This is a genomic window from Chryseobacterium jejuense, assembly GCF_900100075.1.
Lineage (GTDB): Bacteria > Bacteroidota > Bacteroidia > Flavobacteriales > Weeksellaceae > Chryseobacterium > Chryseobacterium jejuense.
On the sequence record NZ_FNEG01000001.1, the window covers coordinates 419,806 to 435,622 of the forward strand.

A 15,817-nucleotide genomic window follows, 5' to 3' on the forward strand; every position below is an offset into this window, starting at 1 on the left:
CCAGTTTATTCACTACAAATGAATAAACAAGGCTGTAAACTTGTTGTCGAAATGGAAAATAATGTTGACTATCGATTAACAGAAAATAGAGGAGAAAGTATTATGTTACCTTTAAACGTGATGATTACTAAAAGTGGTAAGCAAACTTTAAAAATTAAAATTTATCCAAAGGACGGAGATCAATATATTACTAAGTATGCTCATGTTAAAGTTAATATTTTTAATGCACCTGATAAAAGTAGTTCTTTAAAAGATTACAAAAAAATAGCTGAATTTACTTTGCCAGAAGGATTAGAAAGTCAAAAACTTCCTTTTTATGAACATACAATTGATTTTGATGCTACAGTTCCTTTTGATTATAGTAAAGAATTAGATAAGGCAGTTACCCTTAATAAAATTCCTAATATTGAAGAGCTGGTGGTAAAAAAATATAATGAAGTAAGAACCATTTGTGAAAAATCAGATGTAGCTGCATATACAAGCCTTAGTGCCCACTCTGCTGCCTTAGTATATAATACAACATATACTGATATTCAGGAAGTGAAAAATAAAAATGAAAACCAATATGGGATCGTAGATTCTAAACTAAAAAATAGAACTTTTATTCCTATTGAAAATTATTATATGCAATTCTATGCAAATAATAAAATTGTGGCATTATGGCAAAGAAATCACAATCCTTTATTGTATTTGAAAGGTGAGAATTCAACAGGGAAAGTAGTTGAAGGTGGTGACCCTTTATTCTTGTATATGCCTGAAGGAAGTAATGAATTAAAAGCTTGGTAAAAAATTTTGGTGAGTAGTAGAATACATGGCTTTTTAGGATTTGATGAGAAAACACTGTTTGAGAATCCCCTAAATTATACTGATGAATAATAAAAAATATAATATCAAATTCTTATTGCTATTGGCTTTATTTGTTATTTTTCAAAACTGCCAATCCCAATCAAAAGAAAACCCTAAATATTTAGGATCTAAGGAGGGAAGCATAGATTTAGATAAAGTAACTTTTAAGGAAAGTATTGATACATTATTTTCAAAGGTTCCTCATGTTGAGCTGGATAGAACAAATGAAAAAAGTAAAGCTTGGTTATATCGAAATAAAATTGAAGATAAGAATGCTAAGGTATCCATGGTTAACCTTATGGAGTTTAGCAACAATCGGGTAGATGTAATTGCAGATAAGGATAAAAAAATACAAGCCTTTACATCATTTATAGAAACCAATAAAGATCCAGTTAACCTCATTAATGATTTGGACAAAAAATATGGTAAATATAGAGTTAAACTTAAACCCAATAAAAGATTGGAGTTTTCTAATTCAAAACTTTATCAATGGAATTTTCCTGATAAAATTTATGCAATAACAATTACTAAATTGAAAGAAAAAGAATACACAGTAAATATAGCTGTTGTTAAGTCTAATATCGATAAAAATATAATGTCAATAGATCTTTCACCCATATGTTTGGAAAAAGATTGTAAAGAAAATTAATATAACCATGATGAAGATGAATTATAAGAATTTTATATCTGAATTTTCAATTGATTTTAAAATAAATAGCTTTCCTTGTTTTTCAAACGATGGCCAGGAGATGAATATAATAAACCATGAAAAATAACAGTTTCTGGGTAAGCTTTTTCTCCCTTATATTGATGCTTTTATTCCTTGGCTTCGGCGGAAAAGGAGTATATTACAGCATAGCTAAATTTTATAAGCATACCAGTTTGGTATTGAATGGTGTAAAAACGGAAGGACATATTACAAGCTATACAGAAAGCAGAAAGCAAGAGAAGAATAAATATACCAGGTTCTATTCTCCAATCATTAGCTATTATGACACTGCTAACAGGTCTTATACACTAAATGCTGATTATAGCAGTAATAGTAAGGAATGGTCAAATGAAGTAACAATTTATTATGATAAAGCTGCTCCTTCAAAAGCCATTCGGGGTGGACTTTGGCATTTATGGTTTTCACCGTTTGTTGTACTGTGTCTGTCCTTGATTCCTCTGGGGCTGGGGTTATATCTGCTTAAATATAATATCAGGTTGATGATAAAGAAATAATAAATTAGAGATTATCAAATAATTTGACCTCTGATAATCAGTACTGAAAAATTTTAAATAATTTATGAGACATCTTAAAAAGTACTTAACTGCCTGTATTATGCTAGTGGCTATTATGAAAAATAGTTTTGCTTTTGCACAGGAGTTTAATCCAAAGACTTTTCCTCTTAAAAATACATCTTGGTACTTGAGTGTAGAGTATATAGAATCTTTAAGAAGGAATGGGAATGAGTTGAATTTAAAATTAAGTAAAGAGCAAACTTCTTATAAAATAGAGTTTTTAAATGATACGCAGTATAAAGTAAGCTTTAAGGATAAAACTAAGAAATTAAAGACTTTTACAGGGACTTATAAATTTAGCATAACATCTGACCGAGAAAATATTATAGAATTTGATTACGATAATTTTTCAAATGTAAGGGATAGAAAAGGAAATTTATTAGAATTAGTACCTCCACCTTTTATACCGTTTTTAGAAATAGAAGAGTTTGAAAAACTGAATACTATCGAAAAACTACAAGTTTTATTTAGCCGTTCATACATTTGGGGTGAATCAGAAAATATATTATATTTAAATAGAACTCTGCTTAAAGAAGATCTGGAAAATTATAAAAAAAGAGGTTTAATCCAGATGAAAAAATAAATATTTTCAACTTAATGATGATTTTCCCAAGCAGAAACTAAACCTTCTACCATTCCCAAACCACGCTTTACTATGAGAAAAAAACTATTGATCTATTCTTTCCTATTGTTCACTATTATTTCATGCCAGTCGCAGGAATATGGGAAGGATATTTTCGACTTAGAAAAGCTTTCTTTGACCATGAATGTTGAGAAATTTTATAAAAAATCAATGGCAGGTTCAATAAGAGACCTTAATTATGTTGAAAAAAAGACTGTTAATGAATATGATGTAAGCTTGTATGGAGATAGAAATACAATAGTGGGAATAGAATACGATGTAAAAAGTTATTCACCTGAGGATACGGTTGCAAAATTTAAGGAACTTACTTTTTCACAATTAGAAACATTTACTACAGAAAAAGGGGATTTGATGTTAATGTCTGCTACAGGCAAAATTCCTTATGACAAAGTTCAAAATACAATAGTTCAATTAACAAAAGCCTACAAAGAACCTACTGTTGAGAAAAAGGAGTTCTCATTGTTTACATCTTATCATTATACATGGGTTTTAGATGACAGATTAATCCAGATTGTCTCAGGAAAAAAGCTTGATTTTGACCAGCCGCATATCATATTAAGCGAAAAAGAGAAGAACGAAATTCAGGAAATAGAAAGCGATAATTTAGAAGAAACACACTTATATATTTGCAGTAAAGCGCATGTAGATCAATTGAAAGGAAAGTTGAACTCCGGAGATTGGTCTGATTTTAAATGATAAGGACAAGTTCATTTCATTTTGAGATTATCAGAAAATAAAAATAGTAGAGCCATTGGTTCTTTTACTCCGGTTTTTAAATATGTCGGAATAATTTTTACATGGATTAGCTTGATAAACAATGTAGATCCACAAAATTTCCTCACTATTTTTGAGAAAAAGATTGGATTTGAAATATTTCTGTTATCAGTCAGTTTTTTTCTGATAGGACTAGGGCAAAACACCAAAACGAAAAAAGATCCTGCAGATTATAGGATATACATCATATTGTTTTCCTTATTCACCATAGGTTCTGTAATAGCAGTTTGGAATACTATTCAATTACTAGCTTCAGTTCTTATCATTATGTTGACAAATCTGATAAGTTTTATAAGCCAGTCAGGCGAATATGGAACTTCAGCAAATGATATATTTATAAGTGGGAGAGGTTCCGTTTTTTGTTTTGTGTGGGCAGCTATCTACGGAATTCCTGTTGGTTTGCTCTTAAAATATTTCAATGTTTGGGAAAATACTGTAATTTTAGGAACTACAGTGATCGGATATTATTCAGTATTGCTGTTTTTTGAATTCAGATTTTGGTTCAAATCAAGATAATAAAACTTAATAACCAGCAGTCTATGTTTGATAAATGTTATTTAGAAGGCCATTTTTTGGTTATAGAAAACCCTTTTCTTAAAGAAAAAATAGCCTTTAATTCAATTGATGATATCGTAATTTCCAGTCAGTTTCCTTCCAGGAAATATTCATTGTATATGTTTTTTTCACAGCCCATACAGTATGAGAAAAAGAAAGGCTGGTGGAATAAAATCATCTGTGCCATCATGAATAACAATAATAATCCCTATCAGATCAAGAGAACATATTATGACAATGAGATTGAACCATTGCTGGCACTTATAAAAGAAGGTATGCCGGAAGCAGATCTTCCTGATCTGAAGAATAGCCTGTTTTGGAGAACAGAAGATAGGAAGAATGCATTTTCAAAGATGAGAGTTATGTACAGCAGGGAAAAAATGCCATTAGCTAATATTCTTAGAAAGCATGGGATGATGAGAGGGTAACTGAATGTATTGTATTTTAACCACTGATAAATCAGATAAAACAGTTCAATAATGAGTAAACAGATTTTCATAATACTATTTCTGGTGATAATCGGAAATGTTGGGTGTTCAGGTAAGTACAATTCAAAGGAAATAAAAAGCGAAATTAATATCAATAAGCCTATATACGAATTGGCAGTTGAGGCCCAAGGATGCTATTTGGAAGTCTATGTGAATGATGTTCCTGTTTATTTTAATTATAATATTGGTGCCACGGTGCTACGGATGCCTATCAATAATTTTATTCCCAAAAGCGGCGGTCAAAAAGTATCATTTAAAATGATTTCTGTAGATGGAAAGCCATTTTCTACGAATACCTATGCTTCCTTAACAATTAATGAATATCCGAAAGGAGAGACACAGCAGAAAAAAACTGTGTTTTCTTATCAAACTTCCCCCTTTGAATCTGAAAATGAAGGAAGTTTTAGCATAGAAAACTCCTTTGAAACCAATATTCCTTATCAATTGATTGATTGGAGACAGGGAGTTGATCTTACGAAGGAAGACCCGGAAATAATAAGAAAAGAAATAGAAGAAATATATAGAGACTATACGGAAGCATTTAAAAATGCAGATTTATCCAAATATAAAAAGCTTGTAAAATGGAGACAGGAGAATGCCTTTGCTTCAATGTATTACACACAGGATCAGAGAACGGAAGTTGAAAAATCCTATGTTGATGGAATTCAAAACCAAAAAGTAAAACTTTTTCCATTAGAAAACTATAAACTTGTGTTTTATGGAAACGGAAAATTGGCTGGTTTCCAAAAGAAAAATGAAGCTCCGGGAATTTATATTGATAGTGAAAATAAAGACGATGCATTTTTGGAATATATATTATTATACAGGAAAAGTAAAAATGCTCCTTTGGAAGTTATTCTGTAAAGAACTTAAGACCTTGCTGAAAGACAGAAATTATATAATTAAATGAAAATCAAATATACATTCATTATTCTTTTTCTCAATCTGATGATGATTTCCTGCCAGTCAAAATCTGAACAAACAGATTTGAATATTCTGCAGGAGCCTAAAAGCGTTTTTACCAATAAAACATATCCGTTGAGATATCATAATTATACAGATGAGGTTCATCGTAGGATTGTATTACAGGGAACTCAGATTCAGGAAAAATGGCAGCCTTTTAAAGATCACAAGCTTGATTATATGGATGTCTATTGCAATAAAGAGAGAATCATTGGTTTTAAAGGATATTTAGTAGAAACTGATGCTGAAAATAATAGAGATAAGGTATATCAGGACCTTGTAAGACGTATTTCAGCAGATAAGAGTTATCATCAGATTGAATTGAAAAATGATGATCCGAATGTTGTAACCCATGAATGGGAATCTAAAGAATTGATACTTGGTTTAAAGTATGAAAGAATAAATAAAAGTATTGCTTTGATAGCCGTATATAAAAGTGAATTACCTCATTTTTTTGATAAAGTCTTCTATGATGAATTTTTAAATGTAACAAAACTCAGAAACTCAGATTCAGAAATTCATTTGAAAGAACTAAAAGTGCAGCCTTCAGCAAATGATAAAAACTTTTACAAAGAAAAATTTAAAGACCTGAAAAAAGAGTATGGAAAGAAATGATGTGGTAAATCAATACAGAATAGAAAAAAAAAGAGATAATCGTTTAATCGTTATTCTCGCTACTATCTTTACACTTTTATTCCTGGGAATGGGGGCTGGAGGAGTCTATTACAATTGTAGTAAATTGTACAGGCATATCAATTTAGTATCTAATGGAGTGAAAACGGAAGCAAGGATTACGGGGTATAAAGAAAGCTGGTCGAAGGATGGTGACGAGATTAATTATACCAAAATGTATTCTCCGGTTATCACTTATTATGATTCTTCCAATCATTCATATATTCTTCATGCTGATTATAGCAGTAACAGCAAAGAATGGTCCAATGATGTAACCGTGTACTTTGATAAAAAAGATCCTTCCAAAGCCATTCTTGGTGGGTTTTGGAATCTTTGGTTTGGCCCATTTATATTCCTGTGCCTTTACATGATCCCATTAATAATTGGATTGCTTGTTCTAATATATTACTTTGGAACATTAAAAAAGAAAAAACCGTTTATAACTTAAACGGTTTTTTCTTTTGATTTGAATGCCAGTAAAGTAATGACTCCAATCCCTGAAAAAATAACACATGAAATTCCCAGATTCTGAATAAAACCTATACTTATCAAACCGCTTCCTATCAATACATAATAAATAAGTCCCAATAAAGCCCCAGCGCTTCCGGTTTCGTTTTTATAATGGATTAAGGCAGTACTCAGAATATTTGGAATAGCCATACTGAAAGCCATCACAATAAAGAAGTATGGTGCCAGAAAATAAATCCCATAACTGGTTAAGATCCATACAAAAACAGAAGCTACAAATGAACCAATCACACTGGAGGTAACTAAGATCTTAGGCGCAATGTTTTTTAAAAGTAGAAATCTGTTTAGCTTTGCCCCCACAAAAGTTCCAGCAGCCAATATAATACTACTATACCCGAAAATATAGGATGAATACTGCTGTCCTTTGAAAATAAAAGGAGCCAGTGAATAATACGAAAACAACAAAACATTAAAGCTCATAACCAATAAACAACATCTGATGATTTCCCGGTCTCTAAGCATTCGTTTCAGTAAATTGAACAGGATATGAAAATTGATCTCTTTTCCAAAATGGTGAGTTTCGGAAACATTTCTTCTGGAAAGAATATAAAATACCACTGCCACCAGATATAAAGTAATAAACACACCTTGATGGCCGGCTGAAGAAGCCAGAGCTGAACCAGCGGTCATTCCGATAACCGGACTGATGGATAAACCAATCCCAATCCATGAAAATACTTTGCTGATATGGTCTTTGTCATAAGTATCACGAAGAATAGTCTGGGTAACAATGGATCCTACAGAAATTCCAAAAGCAGAAATAATTCTTGCAGCAAGTAAAACCATAAAGTTGGGCGCAAAAATGGCAGCAAAAGTTCCAATTCCATAAGTAATCAGTCCATATTCCAACGACTTTTTTCTTCCGATCCTATCGCATTGTATACCCCAAAATGCCACTCCCAAAGCAAATGCAATAAAATACAGACTTATTGTTAAGGTGGTAGATTCTTCATTTACTCCAAATGTTTGCTGAACCATTGGCAAAACGGGACTGTAAATGGTTTCCACAAACTGAGGAAGCATAACCAGAAGCGTCAATAGCCAAAGCGGATTTGTCTTTTTCATTTTTTTCTGCAAAGTTTTGAAAAATTCAGTGTATATTTATAATGATATAAAAACAAAAAATATCAAAAATAAGACATGGCTATATTAAAGCAGAATGAAGAATTTGATGCAGATGCACTCAAAGAAAAGATTATTGGAATTGCTTCTGATATGGTCATGCACGATTCCGGATTTCATAACCATAAAACAAAGGCACAGCTGCTATATGCACCTTCCGGCTGTATGACGGTAACAACTTCCGATCATCAGTTTATATTGCCGCCATTCAGAATGTTGTGGATTCCAGCCAATGAAACTCACCGGGTGAATTTCCGAAATGTTGTAGCTTATAGATCTATTTACTTTGATAGTGAATATGCTGAAAAATATATGAGTTCCAGTCTTAAGGTTCTGCATGTAAATGCTTTGTTAAAAGAAATTATTGAAAGAATCTGCTTCTGGGAATGGGCTTCTCTGAATACTACTCAGAAGAATCTTTTGAATGTATTCTGGGATGAAATAGGAAAAGCTCCTGAAGAAAGACTAGAGCTTAAAATGCCTATTGATAGACGTTTTAAGAAAATGGTAGAAGAGTGGACAATACGAAATTCTATGCCACCCATGCTGAAAAAACTGGCAGAAGAAACGGGAGCGGTTGAAAAGACCATCACCCGTATTTTTAAAAAGGAAACCCATCTTTCTTATCAGGAATGGAGGCAGCAATGGCGTCTTCAGCGATCCATAGAACTTTTAGTGGATGGAAATTCAATAGGGGAGGTGTCTCATATTTTAGATTTCTCCTCAGACAGTGCCTTTATTGAATTCTTTAAAAAACACACCGGATCAACGCCTCTGCAATATCTCATGAAAAACGAGTAAAATATTGTATTGAGCTTAAATATCCCAGTTGAAGCACTAAATATTCCCCTCCTTTGGAGGGGTGGCAAAAATTCAAAGAATTTTTGACGGGGTGGTTTATATAAAATACTCATTTAGACCATTAAGATTTTTATAAGCTGCGAAGCTTTCTTAATATTCTTAAAACCTTATTATCTCTTAATGGTCTAAATAAATTAAGGTATTGCCTATCAATCTATTTCTTACCCTATGCAAAGTTCATTGAGAAATATTTTCTATAACATTGTATAACCAAACTAAAATAGATACCATGAACAATTATACGAATACAATAGAAGTAAAAACGACTGCTAGCAAAGCTTACAATGCTTTAGCTTATCATATTCCACTTTGGTGGACTGAAATGTTTGAAGGGGCTTCCGAAAAAACGGGAGACATATTCACAATAAGATTCGGTGCTGATATTTACAAAACAATGCAGGTGAAAGAAGCAATCTCTGATACGAAAATGATCTGGAATGTTGAAGACTCTTTAATTGCCCTTCCGGAGTTAAAGAATCAGACAGAATGGATTGGAACAACAATCGTTTGGGAAATAGAAGAAACTGAAGAAAATTCCCGGATAAAAGTTACCCACCTCGGCTTAAACCCGGATATTGAATGTTATGATATCTGCTCCAATGGCTGGATACAGTTCTTAGGCAGCTTAAAGCTCTTCCTGGAAACGGGAAATGGAACACCTTACAAAAAATAATAGTATACTCTGAATTCTTCAGAATATAAAACTTACATAGAGAATATCACCTATCATTCATTACCCATTACTTATTGCTCATTACTCATTACTCATTACTCATGTCTTTACTGGTAGATGTAAACGAATATTTAAATTGACTTAGGAATTAGGAGCGTTAAGAAAATTTCAATGTAATCCGTTAAAAAATTTCCACTGTCTGAGCATGGCTAGTATTTTGAATCGAAGCAGCACCGTATGATCCATGCGAGTTTGGAAATTTTAGGAGTACATTTCAATTTTTAGCGGATAATTCCAGTCTTGAATTTTTGTATACTTTTGTTTTAAGACAAAAGTATAGTGAGATAAAAACATATTAAAGCCAAGATCCTTTCAGGATGACAAAACTCGCGGGAGAAACAAAAGTTATGGTATTAAAAAAGGTCGTATAGTATACAGTATAATCAATATTGAATCAGCACAACAGTATTATTATCATTCATTACTTATTGCTCATTACTCATTACTCATGTCTTACTTGTAGCTGTAAACGAACGGCTAAATTGACTTAGGAATTAGGAGCGTTAAGAAAATTTCAATGTAATCTGTTAAAAAATTTCCACTGCCTGAGCATGGCTACTATTTTGAATCGAAGCAGCACCGGATGATCCATGCGAGTTTGGAAATTTTAGGAGTACATTTCAATTTTTAGCGGATAATTCCAGTCTTGAATTTTTGTATACTTTTGTTTTAAGACAAAAGTATAGTAAGATAAAAAGCATATCAAAACAGAGATCCTTTCAGGACGACAAAACTCGTAGGAGAAACAAAGTTTGTGATATTAAAAAAGGTTGTATCGTATACAGTATCATCAATATTGAATCAGTACAACAGTATTATTATCATTCATTACTCATTACTCATTACTTATTACTCATCGCTCATTACTCATGTCTTTACTGGTAGCTGTAAACGAACGTCTAAATTGACTTAGGAATTAGGAGCGTTAAGAAAATTTCAATGTAATCCGTTAAAAAATTCCCACTGTCTGAGCATGGCTGGTATTTTGAATCGAAGCAGCACCGGATGATCCATGCGAGTTTGGAAATTTTAGGAGTACATTTCAATTTTTAGCGGATAATTCCAGTCTTGAATTTTTGTATACTTTTGTTTTAAGACAAAAGTATAGTAAGATAAAAAGCATATCAAAACAGAGATCCTTTCAGGAAGACAAAACAAAAGTTATGATATTAAAAAAGGTCGTATAGTATACAGTATAATCAATATTAAATCAGTACAACAGTATTACTATCATTCACTACTCATTACTCATCTCTTTACTGGTAGATGTAAACGAATAGCTAAATTGACCTAGGAATTAGGAGCGTTAAGAAAATTTCAATGTAATCCGTTAAAAAATTTCCACTGTCTGAGCATGGCTAGTATTTTGAATCGAAGCAGCATAGAATGATTCATGCGAGTTTGGAAATTTTAGGAGTACATTTCAATTTTTAGCGGATAATTCCAGTCTTGAACTTTTGTATACTTTTGTTTCAAGACAAAAGTATAGTGAGATAAAAAACATATCAAAACAGAGATCCTTTCACGATGACAAAACCAGCGGGAGAAACAAAAGTTATGGTATTAAAAAAGGTCGTATAGTATACAGTATCATCAATATTGAATCAGCACAACAGTATTATTATCATTCATTACTCATTACTCATTACTCATGTCTTACTGGTAGATGTAAACTAATGGTTAAATTGACCTAGGAATTAGGAGCGTTAAGAAAATTTGAATGTAATCCGTTAAAAAATTTCCACTGTCTGAGCATGGCCACTATTTTGAATCGAAGCAGCACCGGATGATCCATGCGAGTTTGGAAATTTTAGGAGTACATTTCAATTTTTAGCGGATAATTCCAGTCTTGAATTTTTGTATACTTTTGTTTTAAGACAAAAGTATAGTGAGATAAAAACATATTAAAGCCAAGATCCTTTCAGGACGACAAAACTCACAGGAGAAACAAAAGTTATGATATTAAAAAGGTCGTATAGTATACAGTATAATCAATATTGAATCCGTACAACAGTATTATTATCATTCACTACTCATTACTCATTACTCATGTCTTTACTGATAGATGTAAACTAATGGTTAAATTGACCTAGGAATTAGGAGCGTTAAGAAAATTTGAATGTAATCCGTTAAAAAATTTCCACTGTCTGAGCATGGCCACTATTTTGAATCGAAGCAGCACCGGATGATCCATGCGAGTTTGGAAATTTTAGGAGTACATTTCAATTTTTAGCGGATAATTCCAGTCTTGAATTTTTGTATACTTTTGTTTTAAGACAAAAGTATAGTGAGATAAAAACATATTAAAGCCAAGATCCTTTCAGGATGACAAAACTCGTGGGAGAAACAAGAGATAGGATATAAAACTAATATTCATTACCAATTACCCATAAAAAAAGAAGCTGTTTACGAGTAAACAGCTTCCTTTTGCATTTATTGTTGTCTGAATTATTTCTTCTTGTAAGCAGCGTCTTTAATTCTCGCTTTTTTACCTCTAAGATCTCTGAAGTAATAGATTCTAGCTCTTCTAACTCTACCTCTTCTGTCAACCTCGATTTTTTGAAGTGCAGGCATGTTAATAGGGAATACTCTTTCTACACCTACATCACCAGACATTTTTCTGATTGTGAAAGTTTTTGTAGAACCAGTACCTCTTAATTGGATAACTGTTCCTTTGAAGAACTGAGTTCTAGTCTTTTGTCCTTCTTTAATTTCGTAATACACAGTAATTGTATCACCTGCTTTGAATTCAGGGAATTCTTTTTTCGCAATGTACTTGTCTTGTACGTACTTTAATAAATCCATTATTAATAAAATAAAATGTTAAAGCTAAGCAACTTACACGCTTATCGTCAGAGGTTGAATAACAGGCTGCAAATATACAAAATAGTTTTTGAATTTACCAAATATTTAATGTGCTAAAAACAATAATTTTTTCATTCCGGTTTCATTAAAAAATTAACAGATTCTTTAAGATTCCATCAGGCAGAGTTTATATGGGACGTCTACTTTTGCCCGAAATAAAAATCAGAGTGATGGTTTTTTAAATTATTGATTTACAAATTAAAACTCTATATGTCATTTTAAAATTAAGCGATTATGAAACATTATTTCTTCTTTTTTTGTTTCGCGGCTCAGATGGCGTTCGGACAGGTTTTGTTCCCATATCTACAAAACCCGACTCCAAATTCCATGATCGTCAATTGGAAGACTGCTTCCGATAACGAAACAACCGTGATCTACGGGGATTCCCCAGCCAATCTGAATGTAACGGTAACCGGTACTACCAACATCTTTTCAGATACAGGGTATAACAATAACTACTATTATCACACGGCAAAAATTGGTAATCTACAGCCGAACACCAAGTACTATTATAAGATTAAAACCGGAACTAATGAATCTGCGGTTTACAATTTCAGAACACTGCCTTTACCAGGGCAGCCTGTAACAGCCAATGGAAAGATCCGTTTCCTGATTATGGGCGATAACCAGATCAAAGCAGAACCTAGGTATGACAGTCTTACTTTAAATGCTTTTAAAAAATTAAAAGAGAAATTCGGAGCCAATACAGATCCATCGGATAATATTGCCCTTACTTTCATGGTAGGAGATCAGGTAGATGTAGGAACATTGGATCATTATGAGAATGTTCACTTCAAAAAAAACATCAAATTATCACCTTATCTGCCAATTCAGACCACAGTAGGAAACCATGAGACTTACGGAACTCTGGGAATGAATTCTTATTATGCGCATTTCTATATTGATGAGATCAAATATAAAGGGATTACTTCAGGAAACGAAAATTATTATGCTCAGCAGGCAGGGAACGTTCTGTTTGTCAGCTTAAGTTCCGAACATACAGGATCTGCACAGCAAATATGGCTTCAGCAGATTTTAAACGAAGCCAATAACGATCCTACAGTAGACTGGATCATCTCATTAAGCCACAGACCTTATCAGGCAGAACAATATGTAGGAGACATTTCCACATGGGTAAGAAATAATGCGGTTCCACTTTTGGTGACTTCCAATAAATATTTAATGCATGTTGGGGCGCATCATCACCTGTACCACAGAGGACAGCTGAAAAATACACCTAATTACCAGATTATTTCAGGAGGAACGGCTTGGGATCAATATTGGGGAATGTCTAATGAACAGGATTTTGATGATGTTCAGAAAACATTAACGGACTGGACTTATCAGATCGTGGAGGTAGATATCCCAACCGGAAAAGTAGATGTAGAATGTTACTCTATTGGTGGGAAATATACCAAGAAGAATAATGAACTGGTAGATTCATTCCACAGGTATAAAAATCAGCCAAAACCGGCAAAACCATCCATTACCAATACATTTTCAAGTTCTATTTCGCTACCTTTAACATTGAATGGAAGTGCTTTTTCATCATCTAATGGAGAACTTTTAAACACAACCCAGTTCTTAATCAGTAAAGCTGCAGATTTTTCTGTCATTGAAAAGGAATTCTACCGTGATTTTGAAAACTGGTTCGGGAAGGATGGAAATGGAAATCCGGATAAAGCTAAGAACTTAAATGAAGGGGTAGATATTACGAAAGTAACTTTAGCGGCAAATTCAATTCCGAACGGAATTTATTATGTGAAAACCCGCTACAGAGACAGAAACCTTGAGTGGAGCGACTGGAGTGATGTAAAGCAGTTTGAAGTTACGGGAAGTGTGGTTTCGAATCCTACATTTACTTTAGATAAAACAGAATATGCTCAAAACGAACCTATTGTTGCTACGTTTACTGGCGGTCCTGGAAATCAGCAGGATTGGGTAGGAATCTACAAAAAAGGACAGACACCTGGAGGAGCCGCAACTGCACAGACCTATGTTTATACCAATGGACAAACAGCAGGAACAGCAGCTTTCAACAATGGTTTACCTAATAAAGGGCAATATTTTGCAGGATTTTTTGCGAATAATGGATATACAGACATCGCATCAAGAAAAAGCTTCTATGTAGGTCCAAAAGTACAGCTACAGGCTACAGCAGATACTTATCCGGTAGGCGGAACTGTAACCATTAATTTTACAAATGCTCCAAGTTTACAGAAAGACTGGGTCGGAATTTATAAAATGGGGCAGACTCCAGGAACGACTACTTCCATAAAATGGAGTTATGTAACTACTGCATCCGGAACACTTAATTTTACAGGGCTTCCAAAAGGATATTATTATGCTCAATATTTACTAGAAGATGGCTATAATGGAATAGGAGAAAAGGTATTCTTTAAAGTAGGAGATATCGTTACTGAATTATGGATCAACAAACCAGTATATTCATTAGGAGAAAATATTACGGCTTCATGGACGGATTCTCCAGGAATTATTAAAGACTGGTTAGGAATTTATCCTCAGAATATCCAGACACCGGATGATAACTTTGTTTCTTATACTTATTTTGATGGAGTGACACAGGGGAACAAAACGATTACAGGAAATGTAAACGGCGTACCAACCACACCCGGAAATTATTATATGGTGATGTTTACCAACGATTCTTATACTGAAGTTTCAAACAGAGTACAGTTCCAAGTAGGCTCAGGATCTTTAGGGGTAGATGAGGCGAAAAGTACAGAGAAAAATGTAATTCTGTATCCAAACCCTACGAAGCCAGGTGAGCCAACGTTCATTAAGAGTGATTATCCAATCGAGAAAATTGAATTGGTATCAGCAGCAGGAGAATTATTATATGAATCAAAGAATATTCATAACCAACGTTTCTCTTTAGTGAATGAAAATCTTCCGAAAGGAGTATACTTTGTAAAAGTTCACGCAAGAAAATTGTTTACTTTAAAATTGATTATCCAGTAATTAAGATAACAATATAATAAAAGCAACAGGCTGTCAGAAATGACAGCCTGTTTGTTTATGTTCCGTTGATGTTTTTTCCCTCAGATTACACAGATCCCTCAGATTTTCCACAAACATCTGCAAAATCAGCTCAATCTGCGAGAGTAAAATTATTTTAGATAAAACGTTCGCTTCATCAAATCAATGCTAATTGATTCCTCTTAGCTCCCTTAAAATATTTCAGTATCAATCATCAAACTTTGCGTTTTAAAAAACATGAGAATTTTCAACCATTAAGAAAAATGAAGATTTTAAGGTAAGTTAAGCTTCATCCAAGATGAATTTAAGATGCTGCTAAACAAATAGCTTTAGCTGTTTCTCTTAACTTTTCTTCACCTCTTAAAAAAACTAATGATTCAAATTTTCCACAAACATTTGCGAAATTCGTGTAATCTGCGGGAAATAAAAAACATAGGGTTTTAAACCTAAAAAAAGCAGTTTCAAAAACTGAAACTGCTTTAT

General features: G+C 33.1%; 14 protein-coding genes. 12 read left to right on the forward strand and 2 right to left on the reverse strand.

Translation table 11 applies throughout. From position 1 onward, the window contains the following. Nucleotides 1–51: 51 nt before the first annotated feature. The 9 genes from BLS98_RS01825 to BLS98_RS01870 all read left to right on the forward strand — a co-directional run bounded on the left by BLS98_RS01825 (nucleotide 52) and on the right by BLS98_RS01870 (nucleotide 6,673). A complete protein-coding gene (locus BLS98_RS01825) occupies nucleotides 52–786 on the forward strand; it encodes a hypothetical protein (RefSeq protein WP_139166060.1) in 735 nt (244 codons plus the stop codon). Nucleotides 787–868: 82 nt separating this feature from the next. Further along, a complete protein-coding gene (locus BLS98_RS01830; protein ID WP_089733019.1) occupies nucleotides 869–1,495 on the forward strand; it encodes a hypothetical protein in 627 nt (208 codons plus the stop codon). 116 nt (nucleotides 1,496–1,611) lie between these two features. Further along, entirely contained in the window at nucleotides 1,612–2,070 is a 459-nt protein-coding gene (locus tag BLS98_RS01835; protein WP_089733021.1) for a DUF3592 domain-containing protein, read from the forward strand. Nucleotides 2,071–2,134: 64 nt separating this feature from the next. After that, the gene (locus tag BLS98_RS01840; RefSeq protein WP_139166061.1) at nucleotides 2,135–2,713 is read left to right on the forward strand and encodes a hypothetical protein; all 579 of its coding nucleotides are present in this window, start codon (nucleotides 2,135–2,137) and stop codon (nucleotides 2,711–2,713) included. 72 nt (nucleotides 2,714–2,785) lie between these two features. Further along, nucleotides 2,786–3,469, forward strand: coding sequence for a hypothetical protein (locus tag BLS98_RS01845; protein WP_089733026.1), 684 nt, complete (start codon nucleotides 2,786–2,788; stop codon nucleotides 3,467–3,469). Nucleotides 3,470–4,086: 617 nt separating this feature from the next. Further along, nucleotides 4,087–4,530 carry a hypothetical protein gene (locus BLS98_RS01855; RefSeq protein WP_139166062.1) on the forward strand — a complete coding sequence of 148 codons (444 nt, stop codon included), beginning with the start codon at nucleotides 4,087–4,089 and terminating at the stop codon, nucleotides 4,528–4,530. A gap of 51 nt (nucleotides 4,531–4,581) precedes the next feature. After that, on the forward strand, nucleotides 4,582–5,454 hold the full coding sequence (locus BLS98_RS01860; RefSeq protein WP_089733031.1) for a hypothetical protein: 873 nt from the start codon (nucleotides 4,582–4,584) through the stop codon (nucleotides 5,452–5,454). Nucleotides 5,455–5,496: 42 nt separating this feature from the next. Then, a complete protein-coding gene (locus BLS98_RS01865; RefSeq protein WP_089733033.1) occupies nucleotides 5,497–6,168 on the forward strand; it encodes a hypothetical protein in 672 nt (223 codons plus the stop codon). Next, complete coding sequence (locus BLS98_RS01870) at nucleotides 6,155–6,673, forward strand: DUF3592 domain-containing protein (protein WP_089733035.1); 519 nt, start codon at nucleotides 6,155–6,157, stop codon at nucleotides 6,671–6,673. Before BLS98_RS01865 ends, BLS98_RS01870 begins: the two co-directional genes overlap by 14 nt. Here BLS98_RS01870 and BLS98_RS01875 read toward each other — a convergent pair. After that, nucleotides 6,670–7,818 (reverse strand): MFS transporter, encoded by a 1,149-nt coding sequence (locus BLS98_RS01875; protein WP_089733036.1) that lies wholly within the window; start codon nucleotides 7,816–7,818, stop codon nucleotides 6,670–6,672. The genes BLS98_RS01870 and BLS98_RS01875 overlap by 4 nt on opposite strands. Before the next feature lie 75 nt (nucleotides 7,819–7,893). Here BLS98_RS01875 and BLS98_RS01880 point away from each other — a divergent pair, with 75 nt between their 5' ends. Together BLS98_RS01880 and BLS98_RS01885 are read left to right on the forward strand one after the other, a co-directional pair. Then, a complete protein-coding gene (locus BLS98_RS01880; RefSeq protein ID WP_089733039.1) occupies nucleotides 7,894–8,676 on the forward strand; it encodes an AraC family transcriptional regulator in 783 nt (260 codons plus the stop codon). Nucleotides 8,677–8,965: 289 nt separating this feature from the next. Continuing rightward, nucleotides 8,966–9,409, forward strand: coding sequence for an SRPBCC family protein (locus BLS98_RS01885; protein ID WP_089733042.1), 444 nt, complete (start codon nucleotides 8,966–8,968; stop codon nucleotides 9,407–9,409). Nucleotides 9,410–11,917: 2,508 nt separating this feature from the next. Here BLS98_RS01885 and rplS read toward each other — a convergent pair. Continuing rightward, complete coding sequence (gene rplS, locus BLS98_RS01890; RefSeq protein ID WP_002980648.1) at nucleotides 11,918–12,274, reverse strand: 50S ribosomal protein L19; 357 nt, start codon at nucleotides 12,272–12,274, stop codon at nucleotides 11,918–11,920. Nucleotides 12,275–12,568: 294 nt separating this feature from the next. On the opposite strand from rplS, the gene BLS98_RS01895 reads away from it, so the two are divergent. Further along, on the forward strand, nucleotides 12,569–15,316 hold the full coding sequence (locus tag BLS98_RS01895; RefSeq protein ID WP_089733044.1) for a fibronectin type III domain-containing protein: 2,748 nt from the start codon (nucleotides 12,569–12,571) through the stop codon (nucleotides 15,314–15,316). The last annotated feature ends 501 nt before the right edge of the window (nucleotides 15,317–15,817 follow it).